Here is a 19639-nt window from a genome sequence, read left to right as displayed (position 1 = left end):
CCCATGCCGGTGGCGCCGGCGGAGCCCACCACCCGCTGGTGGCGCACCACCGCCTTCCGGGTCACCCTGCTGCACCTGCTGCTGACCCTGCTCGGCACCGCCGCGCTCTCGGCGGTGGCCTGGTGGGCGACCACCGGCTTCGCCCTGCGGCAACTGGCGCAGGAGGTGGAACGGGACGCCGGCGTCCTGATCCAGGCGGCGCGGCTGGGCGGATCGCGTTCGGTCGCGGTCTCGGTCGAGGCGCGGCTGGCGGCGGACCGCAGCGGGACCCAGTACTACCTGATGGCGGGTCCCGACGGCAGCCGCATCGCCGGCAACCTGGCCCGGGCACCGCGCGCCGCGGGCTGGGAGAACCTGCGCCTGGAAGGGCCCGAGGCCCAGGCCACCGAGCTGCTCGCCTTTGGCACCGCCCTGCCCGGCGGCGGCTTCCTGGTGGTGGCGCGCGACGTGGCGCCGGTGCGCCAGCTCGAATCACTGCTGCTCGGCGCCGCCGGCTGGGTCGGCGGCGCGGCCATGCTGCTCGGCCTGGCCGGCGGGCTGCTGATGGGCCGCGGCGTCACCCGCCGGGCGGCGGCGATGGATGCCGCCCTGGCCCGGGTGGAGGCCGGGGAGATCGGCCATCGCCTGCCGATCCGCGCCGGCGGCGATGAATTCGACCGGCTGGCGCGGCGGATCAACGCCGCGCTCGACCGGGTGCAGAGCCTGATGCAGACCCTGCGGCAGGTCACCGACGACATCGCCCACGACCTCCGCACCCCGCTCGGCCGGCTGCGGCAGCGGCTGGAGGGGGCGCTGCGGGCGCCCGACGACGCCGGCTGGCGCGAGGCGACCGAGGCCGCCATCCGCGACTGCGAGCAACTGCTGGAGATCTTCGCCGCCCTGCTGCGGATCGCCCAGGTGGAGAGCGGCGCCCGCCGCGCCGGCTTCGCGCCGCTCGACCTCTCCGCCCTGCTGGTGACGGTCGCCGAGGTCTATGCCCCGGCGGCGGAGGAGCGCGGCCAGCGGCTGGAGACCCGCCTCGCCCCCGGCGTCGCCGTCTTCGGCGACCGCGAGCTGCTGACTCAGGCCCTGGCCAACCTGCTGGACAATGCGGTGAAGCACGGGCGGGAGGGAGGGCTCATCACCGTGGCGCTGACGCCCGAGGCGCGGATCACCGTCACCGACGACGGCGCCGGCATCCCGGCCGAAGCGCGCGAGGCGGTGCTGCGGCGCTTCCACCGGCTGGACGCCGCCCGCAGCCGCCCCGGGGCCGGGCTGGGACTTGCCCTGGTGGCGGCGGTGGCGGAGTTGCACGGCGCCCGCCTGAAGCTGGGTGATGCCGGGCCCGGCCTGCAGGCCACCCTGGCCTTGCCGCCGCCCGGCACGGCCCCGCCCCGGCCGGCCGGTGCCGCCGCGCCCATCCCTCCAGCCGCCTTACCAAGCGGGCGCGATCTGCCGTAAAGGCATGGGGCCTACCCCCTCCCCCAAGGACATCGACCCAGCTTGACCGGCCCTGCCCCCCCATGTCCCGCCGCATGAGCGACACCGAGGACCGCCAGCACATGGCCGCGGCGCTGGCCGTCGCGCGGCGTGGGCTGGGGAATACCTGGCCCAACCCGGCGGTCGGCTGCGTGCTGGTGAAGGACGGCCAGGTGCTGGCCCGGGGCTGGACCCAGCCGGGCGGCCGGCCGCATGCCGAGGCCGAGGCGCTGGCCCGGGCCGAGGCTGCCTCCCCCGGCTCGGCCCGCGGCGCCACCGCCTATGTCACCCTCGAGCCCTGCTCGCACTGGGGCCGCACCCCGCCCTGCTGCGATGCGCTGGTCCGCGCCGGGGTGGCGCGCGTCGTCGTCGCCACCGGCGACCCGGACCCCCGGGTCGACGGCCGCGGGCTGCAGCGCCTGCGCGACGCCGGGGTCATCGTCGAGCTGGGCCTGCTGGGCGACGAGGCGCGGGCGGTGAATGCCGGCTTCGCCCACCGCATCACCCGCGGCCTGCCGCTGGTCACCCTGAAGCTGGCGACCACCCTCGACGGGCGGATCGCCACCGCCAGCGGCGAGAGCCAGTGGATCACCGGCCCCGCCGCCCGGCGCGAGGCGCATGCGCTGCGGGCCCGGCACGACGCCATGCTGGTCGGCAGCGGCACGGTGCTGGCCGACGACCCCGAGCTGACCTGCCGCATCCCCGGCATGGCCCGGGTCAAGCTGGCCCGGGTGGTGGCCGACAGCCGGCTTCGCACCCCCCTCGCCTCCCGGCTGGTCGCCACCGCCGCCGAGGTGCCGACCTGGATCGCCACCCGGACCAACCAGCGCCCCGGCACGCTGGCGCCCTATATCGCCGCCGGGGTGCAGATCCTCTCGGTGCCCAGCGCCCGGCCCGGCGTGGCGCGGGCCGGGCTCGACCTCGGCGCTCTGCTCGGGGCGCTGGCGCAGCGGGGGGTGACCCGGGTCCTCGCCGAGGGCGGCGCCGGGCTTGCCGCCGGGCTGCTGCGCGGCGGCTTCGTCAACCGGCTCGCCTGGTTCCATGCACCGGGGATCATGGGCGGCGACGGTCTTCCGGCCGTCCAGCCCTTGCCGCTTGCCCTGCTTTCCGCCATGCCCAGATTCCGCAGGGTCGCCAGCCGTGCCCTGGGTGAGGACTGGCTCAGCGAATTCGAGGAAATGGAGGCAGCATGTTCACCGGAATCGTGACGGACCTTGGCACGGTGCGGGACATCCAGCCGTTGGGCGAAGGGAGCGACATGCGCCTCGTCATCGGCACCTCCCCGGCCTTCCTGGGCGAGCCGGCGCCGGCGGTGATCGGCGCCTCCATCGCCTGCTCGGGCTGCTGCCTCACGGCGGTGCAGCTCGGCGGGGATTTCTTCGCGGTCGATGCCTCGGCCGAGAGCCTGTCCAAGACCACCCTCGGCCGGCTGGTCGCCGGCAGCCGCATCAACCTCGAGCGCCCGCTGCGCATGGGCGACGAGCTGGGCGGGCATCTGGTCTCGGGCCATGTCGACGGCGTCGCCGAGGTGCTCTCCGCGGTGCCGGAGAATGGCTCGGTCCGCTGGCGCTTCCGGCTGCCGCCCGGCCTCGCCCGCTTCGTCGCCGAGAAGGGCTCGGTCGCCATCGACGGCGTCTCCCTGACGGTGAATGAGGTTGACGGCGACGTCTTCGGGGTCAACATCATCCCGCATACCGCGGCGGTGACGACCTTCGCCACGCTGCAGCCGGGCGGCTTCGTCAATATCGAGATCGACACGCTGGCCCGCTACGTCGCCCGGCTGGTGTCGACGGACCCGATGGCCCGTGATTCAAGTGCCCGCCCGGCCCCGCCGCGCGGGACCGTCGCATAGGGGATCTGAGCATGACTGCCGCCGCGGCTTCCGGGTCCGCCCCCGCGATCGAGACCAAGACCGTCAATTTCGCCGACTTCATCTCCCCGACCGAGGAACTAATCGAGGAGGCCCGCGCCGGACGGATGTTCATCCTGGTGGATGACGAGGACCGGGAGAACGAGGGCGACCTCGTCATCCCCGCCCAGTTCGCCACGCCTGCCGCGATCAACTTCATGGCACGTTTCGCTCGTGGATTGATATGCCTGGCCATGGACCGCCGCCGGGTGGAGCAGCTCGGCCTGCCGCTGATGGCCCAGGCCAACGGCACCCGGCATGCGACCGCCTTCACCGTCAGCATCGAGGCCAAGGACGGCGTCACCACCGGCATCTCGGCCGCCGACCGTGCCCATACCGTCGCCGTCGCCATCAACCCGGAGATGAGCCGCGAGCAGATCGTGACCCCGGGTCATGTCTTCCCGCTGGTGGCCCGCGACGGCGGCACCCTGGTCCGCGCCGGCCATACGGAAGCCTCGGTCGACCTGGCACGGCTGGCCGGGCTCAACCCGTCGGGGGTGATCTGCGAGATCATGAACGACGACGGCACCATGGCCCGGATGCCCGATCTCGTCGCCTTCGCCCAGCATCATGGCCTCAAGCTTGGCACCATCGCCGACCTGATCGGCCACCGGCGCCGCACCGAGCGGCTGGTCCGGCGGGTCTCGGAAGGCCACATCGACCACGCCATCGGCGGCGAGTGGAAGCTGGTGGTCTATACCAACACCCTGGAATACGCCGAGCACCTGGCGCTGGTGAAGGGCGACGTCGCCTCGCCCGGCCCGGTGCATGTGCGCATGCATGCCGCGAACCTGCTGAACGACACCGTCGTCGGCACCGGCTCCCGCGACCTGCACGACAGCATGCGCATGATCGCCGAGGCCGGCCGCGGCGTGGTGGTCATCATCCGCGACTGGCGGCTGACCAACATGAGCGAGCAGGTCAAGCGCAACGCCGGCCGGGTCGCCCCGCCCGAGATCCGCGACTACGGCATCGGCGCGCAGATCCTGACCGACCTCGGGGTGCGCGACATGGTGCGGCTATCGAACAACCCCAGGCCCATCGTCGGGCTGGAGGGCTATGGGCTGCGCGTGGTGGAAACCCGCGCACTCCTCCAGAAGGATTGACAGATGAGCACGATCGACGCGCCGGAGCGCGTGGCCCAGCCGATACCCGGGCCGGCGCCGCACCTGCTAGTGATCCAGGCGCCCTATTACGAAGCGGTGGTCACCGGCATGCGCCGCGGCGCCGAGGCGGTCTTCGAGACGGCAGGCTGCACCGTCGACGTGGTGGATGTCGCCGGCGCCTATGAGCTGCCGGCGGCGCTGCGCATGGCCATCAGCCAGCCGACCAAGGGGCCGAAGCCGGTCCGCTACGACGGCTTCCTGCTGCTCGGCTGCGTCATCAAGGGCGAGACCGACCACTACGACTTCATCTGCAACGCGGTCTGCCAGGGGGTGATGAACGTCTCGACCGAACGGGGCGCCGCCATCGGCTTCGGCCTGCTGACGGTGGAGAACCTCGGCCAGGCCGAGGCCCGCTCGGCCGCCGACCGGCACAACAAGGGCGGCGAGGCGGCGCATGCGCTGCTTGGCCAGGTGGCGCTGAGGCGCCGCTGGGGCCTGTCGTGAGCGGCACCTTCAAGCCCATGGGCCAGGAAGGCGGCGAGAGCGAGCTCGACAAGCTCCGCGCCGAGATGGAGGCCGAGCAGCGGCAGGAGGCCGCCCCGGCGGCCCCGAAGCCCGGCCCGGCGGCGCCCCGACCGAAGCAGGGCGGCCGGCCGCAGCCGGCGGCGCCGAAGCCGAAGGGCCGCCCCCGCACCGGCGCCCGGGTCGCCGCGGTGCAGGCGCTCTACCAGAGCGACTATACCGGCGAATCCGCCGAGGCGGTCATCCAGCAATTCCTGCAGCACCGCATCGGCTCCCTGCCCGGCCGCGGCGGCTACGAGGAAGGCTGGATCCCCGAGGCCGACCTGCCGCTGTTCGGCGCCATCGTCCGCAAGGCCGCCAGGAACGGCGAGACGCTGGATGGGATCCTGACAGGCCTGCTGGATGCCGACTGGCCGCTGGGCAAGCTCGACCCGGTGCTGCGCGCCCTGCTGCGCGCCGCGACGGCTGAGCTCTGGGCGGCCGAGGGCGAGAACCAGTCCAATGCCCCGCCGGCCAAGGTGGTGATCAACGAATATCTCGACATCGCCCACGGCTTTTTCGGCGGCGAGGAGCCGCGCTTCGCCAATGGCATGCTCGATGCGCTCGCCCGCCGCCTGCGGCCGAAGGAATTCCCCGGCAGCGGCCGGTAGCCGGTGGCGGCACCGGCTGAATTCGCGCTGATCGCCCGACACTTCCTGCCGCTCGCCGGGCCGGAAGCGCTCGGGCTGGCGGATGACGCGGCGCTGCTGGACCCGCCGCCGGGCCGGCAGCTGGTACTGGCAGCCGATGCCATGGTCGCCGGGGTGCATTTCCTCCCCGACGACCCGCCGGAGACCATCGGCCGCAAGCTGCTGCGGGTGAACCTCTCGGATCTGGCGGCCATGGGCGCGGCGCCGCTCGGCTACCTCATGACGACCGCCTTCCCGCGCGACCTGCCGGAGGCCTGGATCGCCGGCTTCGTCGCCGGGCTGGCCGCCGACCAGCGCGAATACGGCCTGGCGGTGCTGGGCGGCGATACCGTCGCCATCCCCGGCCCGATCAGCCTCTCGCTCACCATCCTCGGCACCGTGGCGCCCGGGGCGGCGCTGCGCCGGCAGGGGGCGCGGGCGGGCGACGACATCTGGGTTTCCGGGACCATCGGCGATGGGGCGCTCGGCCTGCGGGTGCTGCAGGGCAGGCTGCCGGGCGATGCGGCGGGGCATCTCGCCGATCGCTACCGGCTGCCGCGGCCGCGGCTGGCGCTCGGCGCGGCGCTGGCCGGGGTTGCGCTCGCCGCGATGGATGTCTCGGATGGGCTGGTCCAGGACCTCGGCCATCTCTGCCGCGCCGGCGGGGTCGGCGCCCGACTGGAGGCGACGGCGGTGCCGCTCTCACCCGCGGCCCGCGCCCTGGTCATGGCGGACCCGGCGCTGCTGGCCCTGGTGCTGACCGGCGGCGATGATTACGAACTGCTCTTCGTGGCGCCGCCCGGGGCGGCCGCCATGGTCGAGGCCCGGGCCGCGGCCGCCGGCACGCCGGTGACGCGGATCGGGGAATTCGTCGAGGGACCCGAAGAGGTCCTGGTCCAAGGTCCGGACGGTGCCCCGCTGGCGCTGCCGGCGGGGGGATGGAGCCATTTCTGACGAGGAACGCCGCATGAAGCGGCAGGTCTGGTTGCTCTTCTGCTGCCAGGCCCTGATGCAGGCGGCCACCGTCGGCCAGGCGGTGATGGCGGCGCTCATCGGCCATTCCCTGGCCGAGGACAAGTCGCTCTCGACCCTGCCGGTCGCCATCCAGATGACCGCGACCATGGCCGCCTCCATCCCGGCCAGCATGGTCTTCGCCCGGCTCGGCCGGAAACCGGGCTTCATCCTGGGCGCGCTCGGCGCCATGGCGGGGTCGCTGACCTTCGCCGCCGGGGTCTGGTTCGGCGATTTCACCCTCTACTGCATCGGCGCCATCCCGGCCGGGCTCGGCTTCGGCATCGCCCAGCACTACCGCTTCGCCGCCTCGGAGGTCGCCACCCCGGCTTACCGGCCGCGCGCCATCAGCCTGGTGATGACCGGTGGCATCCTCGCTGCGGCGCTGGGCCCCGAGTTGGTGAAGGCGACACGGGACGTCATGCCGCCCTTCCTCTTCCTCGGCACCTATCTGGTGCTGGCCTGCCTGCCGCTGGTCTGCATGGCGCTGCTGGCCTTCGTCCGGGTGCCGCCGCCGCCGGCCCGCAATGCCGGCGGGGCCTCGGTCTGGGAGATCATGCAGCGGCCGGCCTTCATCACCGCCGCGGTCACCGGCATGGTGGCCTATGGCACGATGAACCTGCTGATGACCTCGACCCCGGTCGAGATGATGCTCTGCGGCTTCGGCGTCGGCGCCTCGGCGACGGTCATCCAGATCCATGCCATCGCCATGTTCGGTCCGGGCTTCTTCACCGGCCGGCTGATCACCCGCTTCGGGGTGCGCGCCGTGATCACCGCCGGGGCGGCGCTGACCGCGCTCTGCGTCGGCATCGGCCTGCTGGGGGAGAGCTTCGCCCATTTCGGCATCGCCCTCGGGGTGCTCGGCCTCGGCTGGAACTTCATGTTCGTCGGCGCGACCAACCTGCTGGCGACAGCGCATTCCCCGGCCGAGCGGGTCAGGGCCCAGGCCGCGAACGACACCATCGTCTTCGGCACGGTGGCCTGCACCGCCTTCGCCTCGGGCGCGGTGCATGCCCAGGCCGGCTGGGCGGTGCTGAACCTGGCTGTTCTCCCGGCGCTGGCGCTGGCCCTGGCGATGATTGCCTGGCAATACGCCCGCGGCGCGCGGCAGGCGGCGGCCGGCTGAGGCCGCGGTCGCGCCAAGCTGAAGGGCCCGGGATGCCACCCGGGCCGGTCCCGGATGTTCAGCCGGGATGCACCTCCTCCGCCTGATGATCCTGCTCGGCCTCGCCTTCGTTACCGCCTGCGGCCCGCTCCAGCCGGCCTCCGGCCCGCCCAGCTACGGCCGCGGCAATGCCGGCGGCACCAACAGCGGCGCCTGACCGCGGCGCTCAGCCCGGCTCGGCCAGGGTGCTCGGGTGGAACAGCGCCTCGGGCGGGATGGGCTGCGCCGCGAGGCCGTCCGCCACCGCGTAACGGATCATCGCCGCCACCTCCTCCCGGTTGCGGGCGAAGCCATAGGGCCAGGGGTCGCCGCCCATGATCGCCGCCTGCTCCTCATAGGCCGCGGCGATCCAGGGCAGCGAGACCCGCAGCACGTTGACCAGCTGCAGCTCCGCCAGGGACAGCGCCTTGGCCTTGGCGAAGGCGCGGAACAGTTCCAGCGGCAGCCAGGGATGCCGGTCGGCCACATCCTTCCGGATGGCGATGCAGTGCATGATGGGGAAGAAGCCGCTGGCCTTGTGCCAGGCGATCTCCTCCGCCTTGTAGTCCGGATAGAGCCGGGCGACCGGGGCGCTGCCATCCGTCAGGCAGGCCGGCGGGCGCGGCGCGATCAGCGCATCGATGCTCCCCTCCGCCAGCGCCGTCGGCAGGTCCTGGCCGAGCGGGGCCACGTCGAAGCCCGCCGGCAGGGTGATGGCGATGCGCTCGGTGCCGATGCGCCAGCGGATGCCGCGCGTATCGACGCCGTAGTGCTCCCGCAGGATCCCCCGCACCCAGAGCGCCGCGGTCTGCTGGTACTCCGGCAGGCCGATGGTCCGCCCGGCGAGGTCCGCCGCGGTGCGGATGCCGCGGTCGGTGCGGATATAGATGGCCGAATGGCGGAAGGCCCGCGAGAGGAAGACGGGGATGCCGACATAGCCGCTGTCGCCCCGCGCGGTGGTGACGATATGGCTGCCCATCGAGAGCTCGGTGACCCCGAAGGCCTTGTCACGCAGGGCGCGGCGGAAGATGTCCTCCGGCTCGCCGATGATGGGGTTGAGGTCGACGCCGCCGATGGCGACGCGGCCGTCCAGCACCGGCCGGGTGCGGTCGGTGGCGGCCATCGCCATGGTGAGCGGGATGCGGCTCATGCCTCGGCCTTTGCCAGGTTGTCCGGGGTGAAGGGCAGGGCGCGGGGGCGGATGCCCAGCGCCTCGGTGATGGCGCCGGCGATGGCGGCAATGGTGGGCGCCATGCTGGCCTCGCCGGAGCCGAGGAAGGGCTGCTCCGGCCGGTCGATGAGCTCCACCTGCACCTTCGGCACCTCGGAGAAGCGCAGGATCGGATAGCTCTCCCAGGTGTCGCTGGTGACGGTGCGGCGGTCGAAGGCGACCTGTTCCAGCAGGGCGACCGAGGTGCCGTGGATGGCGCCGCCCTCGTACTGGTTCATGACGCCGTCGGGGTTCACCACCTCGCCGACGTCGCCGGCGATCCAGAGGCGTCGGCAGAGGATGCGCTCACGGGCCTCGACCTCCGCCACCACGGCGGCCCAGGCGCCGGAGTTCTTGTAGCGGGCGACGCCGACGCCCATGCCCCAGCCCTCGCGCCGGGAGCGCCCGGCCCAGCCGGCCATGGCGGCGGCGCGTTCCAGCACGGCGATCGCGCGCGGGTCGTCCAGGTGACGCAGGCGGTACTCGACCGGATCGACGCCGGCCAGCGCCGCCGCCTCGTCCAGCACGCTCTCGATCGACCAGACGTTCAGGGTGGCGCCGAGGCCGCGCAGCGCCGAGGTGCGGATCGGCATCTCCAGCAGGCGCGTGGTCTCCACCGTCAGTGCCGGGATGCGGTAGAAGGGCACGCCGTTGCGCGGGGCGCCGCCGCCGGCCGCCATCGGCGGGTTGATGCTCGGCTTGACCGCGAAGGGCTCGGCCAGCAGCGCCGCCGAGAGCAGGGTCGGCTCCGCACCCCGCCCGGGTCGGGAGGAATGGCCGTTGCTGACGATATGGCTGCGCCAGCCCGCGAGGTTGCCGGCGGCGTCCAGATCGGCCTCGATGTCCACCAGCATGGCCGGGGAGACGGGCGACCAGCCCAGCTCCTCCATCCGGGACCAGAGCAGCCGAACCGGCACGCCGGGCGCCGCGCGGGCGACCAGCACCGCATCCAGCGCCACGTCGTCGGCGCCGTTGTGGCCGTAGCAGCCGGCCCCCTCGCGGTGGCGCACCACGATCTTCTCGGGCGGGCACTTCAGCGCCTTCGCCAGGTCGGCGCGCAGGTTGTAGGGGCCCTGGCTATGGGTGAAGACCTCGACGCCATCACCCTCCCACCGCGCCACCGCGCAGGAGGGGGCGATGGAGCCATGCGCCAGGTAGGGCCGGGTGAAGCTGGGGCGCAGCGCCCTGGCCGCCGCCGGCGCCGGGTCGGCGCGGCTCGCCACGGCGCTGCGCTCGCCGCGCGTCGCCGCCGCGCGCAGCCAACCGGCCAGCAGCGCCTGCTCCGGCAGCGTGTCCGTCGCGGCCCACTCGGCGCGGGCGGCGAGGCGCGCGGCGGCCGCCTCCGCATCCCATTCGGTCGAGGCCAGGACGGCGAGGAAATTGCCGTCCCGCACCAGCCGCGCATCGCCCGGCAGCGGGCCCTCGCGCAGCGCCGCCAGGGCGGCGCCGCGCGCCGGCGGCCGCACCACCCGGGCATGCAGCATCCCCGGCAGCCGCAGGTCGTGCACGTAGCGCGCGGCGCCGAAGACCTTGTCCGGCAGGTCGATGCGCGGCACCGAGGTGCCGGCGATGCGCCGCGCCCCCGGCGCCTTGGCCGTCACCGCGATGGGCGCCTCGCACTCTAGCAGCGCCTGGTCGGCCAGCGCCCAATAGCTGCCGATCTCCCCGGCCGGGCCGATGAAGCGGCCGTCCTCGATGCGGATCGTCTCCAGCGGCACGCCGACCCGCTGCGCCACGACGCCGAGGAAGATCATCCGCGCCGCGGCGCAGACATGGCGCAGCGCGCTGCCGCTGTCCTGGGTCGAGAGGCTGCCGCTGGTCACCGCCTCGTCCGGGCTGTCCGGCGTCGCCGCCGGCCGTGCGGTGACGCGGGCGAAATCCACGTCCAGCTCGTCGGCCGCGATCTGGCTGAGGGTGGTCAGGATCCCCTGCCCCAGCTCCACCTTGCCCGGGGTGATGGTGACGCGGCCATCCGGGTGGATCGCCAGCCATTGCGACAGCCGGCGGTTGGTATGCAGGTTGCCCGGCAGCCGCGGCTTGCCGTCCTCCACCTTCAGGGCGGCGCCGAAACCGTGGCTCATGTTGTGGCCCCCTGGATCGCACGGATGATCCGGTTGTGGCTGCCGCAGCGGCAGAGATGCGGCTCCAGCGCGGCGCGGATGGCGTCCTCGTCGGGCGACCTGTCGCGCTCCAGCAGCGCCGCCGCGCTGACGAGGATGCCCGAGAGGCAATAGCCGCATTGCCCCGCCTGCTCCGCCAGGAAGGCGGCCTGCAGCGGATGCGGCGCCTCGGGCGTACCCAGCCCCTCCACCGTCACCACCGCCAGGCCGGCGACGGCACCGGCCCCGAGGGTGCAGGCATAGCGCGGCACCCCCTCCACCAGGACCATGCAGCAGCCGCACAGCTCGTTGCCGCAGCCGAAGCGCGGGCCGGACAGCCCGCCGGGGCCGCGCAGCGCCTGCAGCAGCGAGGCCTCGTCAGGCACCTCCAGCGCCACTACGGCACCGTTCAGGGTGAATTGCACCATTGCGACGTCTCCTCGGTCGGGGCCCGCGCCCCTAGCTGAGCTCGATCTTGGCCATGCGGATCCACTCCCGCTGCCGCTCCACGTCGCGCCGCAGGAACTCGCCGAACCCGGCCACCGACATCGGCATGGGCTCGGCGCCGCCACGGGCCATGGCGTCCCGCGCCGGGCCGGCCGCCAGGATGCGGCCGACCTCGGCATGGACCCGTTCGATCACCGCCGGCGGCGTCCCGGCGGGCGCCATCAGCCCGAGCCAGATGGAGGCCTCGAAGCCCGGCAGGCTCTCCACCACCGTCGGCACTTCGGGCAGCAGTGGGCTGCGCTGCGGCCCGGTGGTGCCGAGGCCGACGAGCCGCCCGCCGGTGATCTGCTCGCGCATGGTCGGGATGGCGTCGAACATGATCGGCACCTGCCCGGCGAGCAGCGCCGTCCGCGCCTCGTTCGAGCCGCGGAAGGGGATGTGGTTCAGCCGGATCCCGGCAAGCGCGGCGAAGACCTCGGAGGCGATGTGGTAGGGCGTGCCGGGACCCGAGGAGGCGTAGTCCAGCGTGCCCGGCGCTGCCTTGGCCTTGGCGATCAGCGCCGGCACCGTCGTCACGCCGAGCGAGGGATGCACCGCCAGCACGTGGAAGGCGATGTTGATGGCGGCGACCGGCACCAGGTCGCGCAGCAGCGCATAGGGCCGGTGCGGGATCAGCGTCTCGTTCGCGGTATGGGTATTCGACATCAGCAGCAGGGTATGGCCGTCGGGCGCCGCCTTCGCCACGACATCGGTGCCGATGACGGCGCCGGCGCCGGGCCGGTTCTCGATCACCACCGGCTGGCCCAGCGCCTGGGTCAGCGGGTCGGCCAGGAAGCGGGCGGCGACATCGGCGGACCCGCCGAGGCCGAAGGGGACCACGATCCGGACCGGCCGGCTCGGCCAGGGCGCCCCCGCCGGCGCGGGCTGCGCCACGGCGCGCAGCGGGGCCCCCAGGGTGGCCAGTGTGGCGGCGAGACTCCGACGGCGCATTGCGTTTCCCCGGGCTTACCGGCGCAGGATCGGCCCCGGGCCCCGCGGATGCAAGGCTGCTAGCCGGCGGCCGGCAGGTCCGGCCAGTTCGGCCGGGGCAGCGCCAGGTAGGCGTTGCGCAGCGCCTGCGACCAACCCTCGGCGACCGAGCGGAAATAGGGATCCTCCTCGGTGATCCGCCGGCGCAGCGTCACCGCGAAGCAGCCGGCGCGATAGACCAGCAGGTCGATCGGCATGCCGACCGTGAGGTTGGAGCGCAGCGTGCTGTCCATGCTGATCAGCACCAGCTTCACCCCATCCATCAGCGGCGTGTCGAAGCCGACCACGCGGTCGAGGATCGGCTTGCCGTACTTGTGCTCGCCGATCTGCAGGAAGGGCGTGTCGGTGGTCGCCTCGATGAAATTGCCGGCCGAGTAGATCAGGAAGAGCCGCGGCGGCCCGCCCCCGGCCTGGCCCCCGATCTGGCCGCCCAGCATCAGCGAGATATCGAAGCCGACACCCTGCGCCGAGAGCGAGGCGCCGTCGGCGGCAAAGACCTCCCGCACCGCCTGGCCGACCAGCTGCGCGGCGCGGAACATGGTATCGACGCTGCGCAGGGTCAGCTTCTCGCCGTTCAGCCAGACCCCCTCCTGCAGCCGGTTCCACACCGCCTGGGTGATTGCGAGGTTGCCGGCCGAGAGCATGGTCAGGACCCGTTCCCCGGGGACCGCCTCCACCTGCATCTTGCCGAAGGTCGAGATGTTGTCGACGCCGGCATTGGTCCGTGTGTCCGAGAGCAGCACCAGGCCCTCCCGCAGGTAGAGGCCGACGCAATAGGTCATGCGTGCTGGATGTAGAAGGCGTCGATCTCGCCGCCGAGCGCCGCGGCGCGGTCGATCATGGTGGTGAGGAAGCCATGCAGCCCCTCCTCCATGATGGCATCGATCCGGCCGAAGCGGAGCTGCGCCTGCAGGGTGCCGGCGACCCGGTGGCATTCGCCGCGGCGGCCGCCCTGGCCGAGCGCGATCGCCTCCAGAGTCTCGGCCACCTCGGCAAAGCAGGCCATCAGGCTGCGCGGCAGCTCGGGCCGCAGGATCATCAGCTCGGCGATCAGCCGCGGCTGCAGCCGGTCGCGGTAGATCCACTGGTAGGACCGCAGCGCCGAGACCGAGCGCAGCACCGCCTGCCACTGCACGTAGTCGACCGCGCCCTCCGCCTCGGCGGTCAGCAGGTGGTGCTTCACGTCGAGCAGCCGGGCGGTGTTGTCCGCCCGTTCCAGCATGGTGCCGAGGTGGACGAAGCGCCAGGCCTCGTTGCGCAGCATGGTGTCGTGCGCCGCGCCGTTGAACAGCGTCACCCGCTCGCGGACCCAGCCGAGGAAATCGACCAGCTTCTCGCCTTCCATCGACTCGGGCGGCATGGCGCGGAGCTGGTTCCAGGTGTCGTTCAGCGCCTCCCACATGTCGACGGTCAGCGCCGTGCGCACCGCCCGCGCGTTGCGCCGCGCCGCCTCGATGCAGGACATGATGCCGGAGGAATTCTCCGGGTCGAAGACCAGCCAGTGCACCACGGAGTCCGCGGCCGGCGTCTCGTACTTCCTGTAGAAGGTCTCGTCGCCGCCGGAGGCGGTGATGAGCGACCGCCATTCGTCCGCCTCGGCGCCGAAGCGGGCGGAGACCGCCGCCATCCGGGAGGCGACGCCGAGGCCGCGGGCGACGTTGCCCGCCCGCTCGGTGTAGCGGGCGAGCCAGAACAGGCTGTCGGCGGTGCGGCTGAGCATCAGCCCGCCGCCGTCTGGGACTGGGATTGGGCAGGCTGCGGCTCCTCGCCGGGGCCCTCGTCCTCCAGGATCCAGGTATCCTTGGTGCCGCCGCCCTGGGAGGAGTTCACCACCAGCGAGCCCTCGCGAATGGCGACCCGGGTCAGCCCGCCCGGGACGATGCGGATCTCCTTGCCGCCGGAGAGGATGAAGGGCCTGAGGTCGACGTGGCGCGGGGCGATGCCCTGGTCCACCACCGTCGGGCAGGTCGAGAGCGCGAGCGTCGGCTGGGCGATGTAGTCGCCAGGCTTGGCCAGGATGCGGGTGCGGAATTCCTCGCGCAGGTCCCAGGTCGCGTGCGGCCCGATCATCATGCCATAGCCGCCCGAGCCCTTGGCCAGCTTCACCACCAGCTTGTCGAGGTTGCCGAGGACGTATTTGCGGTCCTCCTCCCGCTCGCAGAGGAAGGTCGGCACATTGGCCAGCAGCGGCTCCTCGCCGAGGTAGAAGCGCACCATCTCCGGCACGTAGGGATAGATCGCCTTGTCGTCGGCGATGCCGGCGCCGGGGGCATTGGCCAGGGCGACGTTGCCGGCGCGATAGGCCGCCATCAGCCCCGGCACGCCCACCATGCTGTCGGCGCGGAAGACCGTCGGGTCGAGGAATTCGTCGTCGATGCGGCGGTAGATCACGTCGACCCGCTTCGGCCCGGCGGTGGTGCGCATGAACACCACGTCGTTCTCGACGCCGAGGTCGGCGCCCTCCACCACCTCGATCCCCATCTCGTCGGCGAGGAAGCAGTGCTCGTAGTAGGCGCTGTTGTAGGGCCCCGGGGTCAGCACCACCACGCAGGGATCGGCGCCGGCCCGCGGCGGGGCGACGGCCTTCAGCGTCTCCAGCAATTCCTCCGGGTAGCGGCCGACCGGGGCGATGCGGTGCCGGGCGCAGAGCCTGGGAAAGAGCCGCAGCATCGCCTCGCGGTTCTCCAGCATGTAGGAGACGCCGGAGGGCGTGCGGCAATTGTCCTCGAGCACGTAGAATTCGTCGGGCCCGGTGCGGACCATGTCGATGCCGGCGACATGGGTATAGACCCCGCCCGGCGGCGCCACCCCCACCATCTCGGCCCGGTAGCCCTCGTTCTCGAGCACCAGGGCGGTGGGGACACGGCCGGCGCGCAGGATCTCCTGCTTGCCGTAGACGTCGCCGAGGAAGGCGTTCAGGGCGCGGACCCGCTGCCGCAGGCCGGTCGCCATGCGGTCCCATTCGGTGCGGGCGATGATGCGGGGGATGATGTCGAAGGGGATCAGCCGCTCCGGGTCACCCCCTTCGCCATAGACGGCGAAGGTGATGCCGATGCGCCGGAACAGCAGCTCGGCCTCGTGCCGCTTGCTGTCCAGCTGTTCCCGCGGGGTCGCGCGGAGCCAACGGTCGATCTCTGCATAGGCGGCGCGCACGCCCTCCTCTGCCCGCATTTCGTCGAAAGCGGCGGTCTTTGCCTGCGACACGGACGATGCGGCCCCCATACTAGTTCCCAGCACCCGCAAAGCAGCACGGACCATGCCCTGCCCGCAAGCGCCGCGGGCCAGGGAAATGCCCAGGCCTCGACCGTTCTGCCCATCGCCTGCCCAGCCATCGGGGGTGGCACGCCACTCGGACGGGCAGCGCCGATTTTGGCGACGGCCGACAGCGCCGCTATGCTGGACCGCCACGACCAGGGGAAGCGACGGATGCCGGATGCGATGCGGGACGGGACGACGGGCGCGATGACCGGCGCCGAGGCCGTGGCCGAGGCCCTGGCCATGGCCGGCGTGGCGCGGATCTTCGGCGTGCCGGGCGGCGGCTCCAGCCTCGACCTCATCGCTGCGGCGGCCGCGCGCGGCATTCCCTTCATCCTGGCACGGCAGGAATCCGCCGCGGTCATCATGGCGGCGACCGAGGCGGAGCTGTCCGGCCGGCCGGGCGCGGCGCTGGTGACGCGCGGCCCCGGGGTGAGCAACGCCGCCAACGGCATGGCCCAGGCGAGCCTCGACCGGGCTCCGGTGCTGCTGCTGGCCGATGGCTTCGGCGGCGCCGAACGGGCCTATGCCAACCACCAGTTCCTCGACCAGGTGGCGATGCTGGCGCCGGTGACGAAAGGCGCGGCGCGGGCGGTCGAGAGCGGCGCGGCCGCCGGCCCGATGGCCGCCACCCTGCTGCAGACCGCCATGGCGGCGCCCCGCGGCCCGGTGCTGCTCGAGCTCTCGGCCGCCGGCGCCCGGGCCCCGGCCATGGCCCTGCCGGTGGTCGGCACCGCCGCCGCCGGCGCCGTGGCGGGCCCGGCCCTCGCGGCGGCCTCCCGGCTGCTGGCCGGGGCCCGCCGCCCGGTGCTGATCGCCGGGCTCGAGGCCACCGACCCGGCCGTCTGCGCCGCGCTGCGGCAATTGGCCGCCAGCCTCGGCTGCCCGGTGCTGGTCACCTACAAGGCCAAGGGGGTGCTGCCCGATGCCGACCCGCTGTTCGGCGGCGTCTTCACCGGCGGCCAGGCCGAGGCGCCGATCCTCGCCGAGGCCGATTGCATCATCCTGGCCGGGGCCGATCCGGTGGAGTTCATTCCGCAGCCCTGGCGCTTCGCCGCGCCGGTCATCGAGCTCGGCACGGCGCCGCGGCCGCTGGCCTACCGGACCCCGGCCGCGGCCTACTACGGGCCGCTGGCCCCGGCGCTGGCGACCCTCGCGGAAGGCGCCATGCCCAGCGGCTGGAGCGCGGCGGCCATCGCGGCGCACCGGGACCGCTGGCGGACGGCGCTGGCCAATGCGCCTGGCGGCAACCGCGGCATCTCGCCTCAGGCGGTGGTCGAGCTGGCCCAGGCCGCCTGCCGCACGGCCGGCGCCGATCCGCGCGTCGCGGTCGACGCCGGGGCGCACATGTTCCCGGCCACCACCTTCTGGCAGGCCAGCCGGCCGGGCGACCTGCTGATCTCGAACGGCCTCGCCACCATGGGCTTCGCCCTGCCGGCCGGCATCGCCGCGGCGCTGCACGACCCGGCGCGCGGCGCGCTGGCCTTCACCGGCGACGGCGGCCTGCTGATGGCGCTCGGCGAGCTGGCGACCGCCGCCGTGCTCGGGGTGAAGCTCGTCGTCGTGGTCTTCAACGACAGCACCCTCTCGCTCATCGACATCAAGAAGGCGGGGGAGATCCCGCCGGCGGCGCTCGGCTGGCCGATGGCGGATTTCGCAGGCATCTTCACCGCCCTCGGCGGCCTCGGCCTGCGCGCCCGGAACGAGGTGGAGTACCAGGCGGCGCTGGCCGAGGCCCTGGCCGCCCCCGGCCCGGCGCTGGTCGACGTGCTGGTGGACCCCGGCAGCTACCCGGCCCAGATCAAGGCGCTGCGGGGATGAGCGGGGATCCGCATGCGGTCACCACCGCGGCGCAGCTGGCCGGGCTGTACGAGGCGCCGCACCCGCGCTTCCTCGCCAAGGTGACGGACCGGCTGGAGGCGACCTCGCTGGCCTTCATCGCCGCCTCGCCCTGGTGCATCCTGGCGACCTGCGGCCCGCAGGGCGCCCATGCGACGCCGCGCGGCGATGCGCCCGGCTTCGTCACCGCCCTCGATGCGACCACCCTGGCGCTGCCCGATCGGCGCGGCAACAACCGGCTCGATGCCTTCCACGACATCCTGGAGAACCCGGAGGTCGCGCTGCTCTTCGTCGTGCCCGGCGCCGGGGAGACGCTGCGGGTGAACGGCCGGGCGCGGATCACCGCCGACCCGGCGCTCTGCGCCCGTTTCGCCGTGCAGGGCAAGCCGCCGGTGACGGTGCTGCTGGTGACGGTGCGGGAGATCTACGCCCACTGCGCCAAATCGGTGATGCGCTCGCGGCTCTGGGGGGACCGGCCGCGGCCGGCGGGCCTGCCGACCAATGGGCAGATGATCGCGGCGCATACGGCCGGCGCCTCGATCGACCCGGACCGCTATGAGGCGGACTACCAGGCCCGGATCGCCGCGCAGATATATTGAGTCCGTCACCCGTCTGCGACCTGGGCCCACAAAACCACAGGTAGATTAATCTTTTCACTCGCATCCGAATACGATATACACCCTCTCACGGTGTCGTGAGCAATTTGGGGTGCACCGAACGCTTTTTTCCTGGGGCCATCCCCTGCCGGCGACGGCAGCCGTTCCCCCCGGGCAGCATCGGGTGCGCCATGTCGACAGAAGTGAATCTGCTGATCCGTGGCCAGAGCAATGCCTTGCTTTTCGTGGCCGATGGCGGTGCCTCCGAGCTGGAGCAGCGCCTCGAAGCGAGCCTGCCGGATGTCGACATCAAGGTCCTCGCCAGCTACGGCGGCGACGACAACACCATCTACTCCGGTACCGCCTTCCTCAACTGGGATACCGATGGCGAGCAGCAGGGATTGCTGAACGTGCTGAAGGCCGAGCCCGCCAGCATCCGGGACAATCCGACGATCACGCTCTGGATCCACAACGAGTACGACAGCAACACGGCCGGGGTGACGACCGACCACTGGGTCTCCGAGGTCAAGGCCGATGCCGCGCTGGTGCGGGGGGCCCTCGGTCAGGGCGCTGCGACCACGCCCTACGTCTTCACCTACGTTCCGTACAACTACACCCAGGGCAACAGCCCCGAGGCGATCCAGGCCGGCATGCGCCAGCTGTCGGCGGACGGCGGCTTCAACGCCAGCTTCGCCGACAAGGCGATGGACGACATCGCCATGGACGGCGACGGCTACGCGCATAGCAGCCACATGGGCCAGGCGGATGCCATCCTCATCGCCGATCGCTTGGCGGTCACTATGGCGGATACCGTCGCCGGCCTCGCCGGTGGAAGCGTCCCGGAGCCCCCGCCGGTCCCGCCGCCATCGGTCGATACGACCCCGGTGGTCACGACCATCGGCAGCGGCAGCGATGCGCTGGTGCTCAGGATCAGCCAGGACGTCTACCTCGCCGGCGCCCAGTACACCGTCAGCGTCGACGGCACCCGGATCGGCGGCACGCTGACCGCAGGCGCCTCCGCCGCCTCCGGCCAGGACGACGTCATCACCGTGAAGGGCGACTGGGCCGCCGGCGCCCACAAGGTCACCATCGACTTCCTCAACGACGCCTGGGGCGGCACCGCGGCCACCGACCGCAACCTCCACGTCGACGGCATCACCTACAACGGCAAGGCGGTCGCCGGCGGCACCGGCGCCCTTTTTTCCGCCGGGGCCATGGACTTCGCCTTCACCGAGGCCGCCGCACCCCCCCCGGTGAACCAAGCGCCCCCGCCCCCGCCGACCGGCACCGGCGCCATCCCCGCCCTATTCGGCACCCCCGGCACCTGGGGCCAGGCCGCCAAGGTC

Annotated in this window: 19 protein-coding genes; 12 read left to right on the top strand and 7 right to left on the bottom strand. The window is 72.9% G+C overall.

Translation table 11 applies throughout. The features are described from left to right. Positions 1–3: 3 nt before the first annotated feature. The 9 genes from QWZ14_RS19955 (at position 4) to QWZ14_RS19915 (ending at position 7996) form a co-directional block, all read left to right on the top strand. Complete coding sequence (locus tag QWZ14_RS19955) at positions 4–1440, top strand: sensor histidine kinase (protein ID WP_290318598.1); 1437 nt, start codon at positions 4–6, stop codon at positions 1438–1440. A 74-nt stretch (positions 1441–1514) separates the two neighbouring features. Next, complete coding sequence (gene ribD / locus QWZ14_RS19950; protein ID WP_290318597.1) at positions 1515–2666, top strand: bifunctional diaminohydroxyphosphoribosylaminopyrimidine deaminase/5-amino-6-(5-phosphoribosylamino)uracil reductase RibD; 1152 nt, start codon at positions 1515–1517, stop codon at positions 2664–2666. Next, the gene (locus QWZ14_RS19945; RefSeq protein WP_290318596.1) at positions 2648–3310 is read left to right on the top strand and encodes a riboflavin synthase; all 663 of its coding nucleotides are present in this window, start codon (positions 2648–2650) and stop codon (positions 3308–3310) included. The genes ribD and QWZ14_RS19945 overlap by 19 nt, the downstream gene beginning before the upstream one ends. An 11-nt stretch (positions 3311–3321) precedes the next feature. Continuing rightward, the gene (ribB, locus tag QWZ14_RS19940) at positions 3322–4473 is read left to right on the top strand and encodes a 3,4-dihydroxy-2-butanone-4-phosphate synthase (protein ID WP_290318595.1); all 1152 of its coding nucleotides are present in this window, start codon (positions 3322–3324) and stop codon (positions 4471–4473) included. A gap of 3 nt (positions 4474–4476) precedes the next feature. After that, on the top strand, positions 4477–4977 hold the full coding sequence (gene ribH / locus QWZ14_RS19935) for a 6,7-dimethyl-8-ribityllumazine synthase (RefSeq protein WP_290318594.1): 501 nt from the start codon (positions 4477–4479) through the stop codon (positions 4975–4977). Beyond that, complete coding sequence (gene nusB / locus QWZ14_RS19930; protein WP_353959327.1) at positions 4974–5645, top strand: transcription antitermination factor NusB; 672 nt, start codon at positions 4974–4976, stop codon at positions 5643–5645. The genes ribH and nusB overlap by 4 nt, the downstream gene beginning before the upstream one ends. Before the next feature lie 3 nt (positions 5646–5648). Next, entirely contained in the window at positions 5649–6617 is a 969-nt protein-coding gene (gene thiL / locus QWZ14_RS19925; RefSeq protein WP_290318593.1) for a thiamine-phosphate kinase, read from the top strand. 13 nt (positions 6618–6630) lie between these two features. Continuing rightward, a complete protein-coding gene (locus QWZ14_RS19920) occupies positions 6631–7800 on the top strand; it encodes an MFS transporter (RefSeq protein WP_290318592.1) in 1170 nt (389 codons plus the stop codon). Positions 7801–7867: 67 nt separating this feature from the next. Then, complete coding sequence (locus QWZ14_RS19915) at positions 7868–7996, top strand: hypothetical protein (RefSeq protein WP_290318591.1); 129 nt, start codon at positions 7868–7870, stop codon at positions 7994–7996. Positions 7997–8005: 9 nt separating this feature from the next. Here QWZ14_RS19915 and QWZ14_RS19910 read toward each other — a convergent pair whose 3' ends face one another. Genes QWZ14_RS19910 through QWZ14_RS19880 form a run of 7 tightly spaced genes read right to left on the bottom strand, consistent with a single transcriptional unit; the run spans position 8006 to position 15756 of the window. Continuing rightward, positions 8006–8968: a substrate-binding domain-containing protein gene (locus QWZ14_RS19910; RefSeq protein WP_290318590.1), complete on the bottom strand. Its 963-nt coding sequence runs from the start codon at positions 8966–8968 to the stop codon at positions 8006–8008. Further along, entirely contained in the window at positions 8965–11109 is a 2145-nt protein-coding gene (locus QWZ14_RS19905) for a xanthine dehydrogenase family protein molybdopterin-binding subunit (RefSeq protein ID WP_290318589.1), read from the bottom strand. The genes QWZ14_RS19910 and QWZ14_RS19905 overlap by 4 nt, the downstream gene beginning before the upstream one ends. Next, positions 11106–11555, bottom strand: a complete 450-nt coding sequence (locus QWZ14_RS19900; protein ID WP_290318587.1) for a (2Fe-2S)-binding protein — start codon at positions 11553–11555, stop codon at positions 11106–11108. Before QWZ14_RS19900 ends, QWZ14_RS19905 begins: the two co-directional genes overlap by 4 nt. Positions 11556–11586: 31 nt before the next feature. Continuing rightward, entirely contained in the window at positions 11587–12564 is a 978-nt protein-coding gene (locus QWZ14_RS19895) for a Bug family tripartite tricarboxylate transporter substrate binding protein (RefSeq protein ID WP_290318584.1), read from the bottom strand. Between the two features lie 59 nt (positions 12565–12623). Further along, positions 12624–13385, bottom strand: coding sequence for a peptidase (locus QWZ14_RS19890; RefSeq protein ID WP_290318582.1), 762 nt, complete (start codon positions 13383–13385; stop codon positions 12624–12626). Next, the gene (locus QWZ14_RS19885; RefSeq protein WP_290318581.1) at positions 13382–14323 is read right to left on the bottom strand and encodes an alpha-E domain-containing protein; all 942 of its coding nucleotides are present in this window, start codon (positions 14321–14323) and stop codon (positions 13382–13384) included. Before QWZ14_RS19885 ends, QWZ14_RS19890 begins: the two co-directional genes overlap by 4 nt. Continuing rightward, positions 14323–15756 carry a circularly permuted type 2 ATP-grasp protein gene (locus QWZ14_RS19880; protein ID WP_456307261.1) on the bottom strand — a complete coding sequence of 478 codons (1434 nt, stop codon included), beginning with the start codon at positions 15754–15756 and terminating at the stop codon, positions 14323–14325. The genes QWZ14_RS19885 and QWZ14_RS19880 overlap by 1 nt, the downstream gene beginning before the upstream one ends. A 273-nt stretch (positions 15757–16029) precedes the next feature. Here QWZ14_RS19880 and QWZ14_RS19875 point away from each other — a divergent pair, with 273 nt between their 5' ends. From QWZ14_RS19875 to QWZ14_RS19865, 3 genes are all read left to right on the top strand, one after another. Further along, a complete protein-coding gene (locus QWZ14_RS19875; protein ID WP_290318580.1) occupies positions 16030–17679 on the top strand; it encodes a thiamine pyrophosphate-binding protein in 1650 nt (549 codons plus the stop codon). Then, positions 17676–18296 carry a pyridoxamine 5'-phosphate oxidase family protein gene (locus tag QWZ14_RS19870; protein ID WP_290318578.1) on the top strand — a complete coding sequence of 207 codons (621 nt, stop codon included), beginning with the start codon at positions 17676–17678 and terminating at the stop codon, positions 18294–18296. The genes QWZ14_RS19875 and QWZ14_RS19870 overlap by 4 nt, the downstream gene beginning before the upstream one ends. A 188-nt stretch (positions 18297–18484) precedes the next feature. Beyond that, on the top strand, positions 18485–19639 hold a 1155-nt coding region (locus QWZ14_RS19865), incomplete at its 3' end, for a carbohydrate-binding domain-containing protein (protein ID WP_290318577.1).

The sequence above is a fragment of the Paeniroseomonas aquatica genome (assembly GCF_030409335.1).
GTDB lineage: Bacteria > Pseudomonadota > Alphaproteobacteria > Acetobacterales > Acetobacteraceae > Belnapia > Belnapia aquatica.
The sequence above is the reverse complement of the archived record's forward strand: the minus strand, read 5'-3'. Positions and strand labels throughout refer to the sequence as shown.

Excerpts from the sequence above, each read along its gene's own strand:
- QWZ14_RS19945 (WP_290318596.1), top strand. The coding sequence starts at position 2,648 with ATGTTCACCGGAATCGTGACGGACCTTGGCACGGTGCGGGACATCCAG.
- QWZ14_RS19875 (WP_290318580.1), top strand. The coding sequence starts at position 16,030 with ATGCCGGATGCGATGCGGGACGGGACGACGGGCGCGATGACCGGCGCC.
- QWZ14_RS19955 (WP_290318598.1), top strand. The coding sequence starts at position 4 with ATGCCGGTGGCGCCGGCGGAGCCCACCACCCGCTGGTGGCGCACCACC.
- ribD (WP_290318597.1), top strand. The coding sequence starts at position 1,515 with ATGAGCGACACCGAGGACCGCCAGCACATGGCCGCGGCGCTGGCCGTC.
- ribB (WP_290318595.1), top strand. The coding sequence starts at position 3,322 with ATGACTGCCGCCGCGGCTTCCGGGTCCGCCCCCGCGATCGAGACCAAG.
- QWZ14_RS19895 (WP_290318584.1), bottom strand. The coding sequence starts at position 12,564 with ATGCGCCGTCGGAGTCTCGCCGCCACACTGGCCACCCTGGGGGCCCCG.
- QWZ14_RS19890 (WP_290318582.1), bottom strand. The coding sequence starts at position 13,385 with ATGACCTATTGCGTCGGCCTCTACCTGCGGGAGGGCCTGGTGCTGCTC.
- QWZ14_RS19915 (WP_290318591.1), top strand. The coding sequence starts at position 7,868 with ATGCACCTCCTCCGCCTGATGATCCTGCTCGGCCTCGCCTTCGTTACC.
- QWZ14_RS19910 (WP_290318590.1), bottom strand. The coding sequence starts at position 8,968 with ATGAGCCGCATCCCGCTCACCATGGCGATGGCCGCCACCGACCGCACC.
- QWZ14_RS19870 (WP_290318578.1), top strand. The coding sequence starts at position 17,676 with ATGAGCGGGGATCCGCATGCGGTCACCACCGCGGCGCAGCTGGCCGGG.
- ribH (WP_290318594.1), top strand. The coding sequence starts at position 4,477 with ATGAGCACGATCGACGCGCCGGAGCGCGTGGCCCAGCCGATACCCGGG.
- QWZ14_RS19885 (WP_290318581.1), bottom strand. The coding sequence starts at position 14,323 with ATGCTCAGCCGCACCGCCGACAGCCTGTTCTGGCTCGCCCGCTACACC.
- QWZ14_RS19905 (WP_290318589.1), bottom strand. The coding sequence starts at position 11,109 with ATGAGCCACGGTTTCGGCGCCGCCCTGAAGGTGGAGGACGGCAAGCCG.
- QWZ14_RS19920 (WP_290318592.1), top strand. The coding sequence starts at position 6,631 with ATGAAGCGGCAGGTCTGGTTGCTCTTCTGCTGCCAGGCCCTGATGCAG.
- QWZ14_RS19900 (WP_290318587.1), bottom strand. The coding sequence starts at position 11,555 with ATGGTGCAATTCACCCTGAACGGTGCCGTAGTGGCGCTGGAGGTGCCT.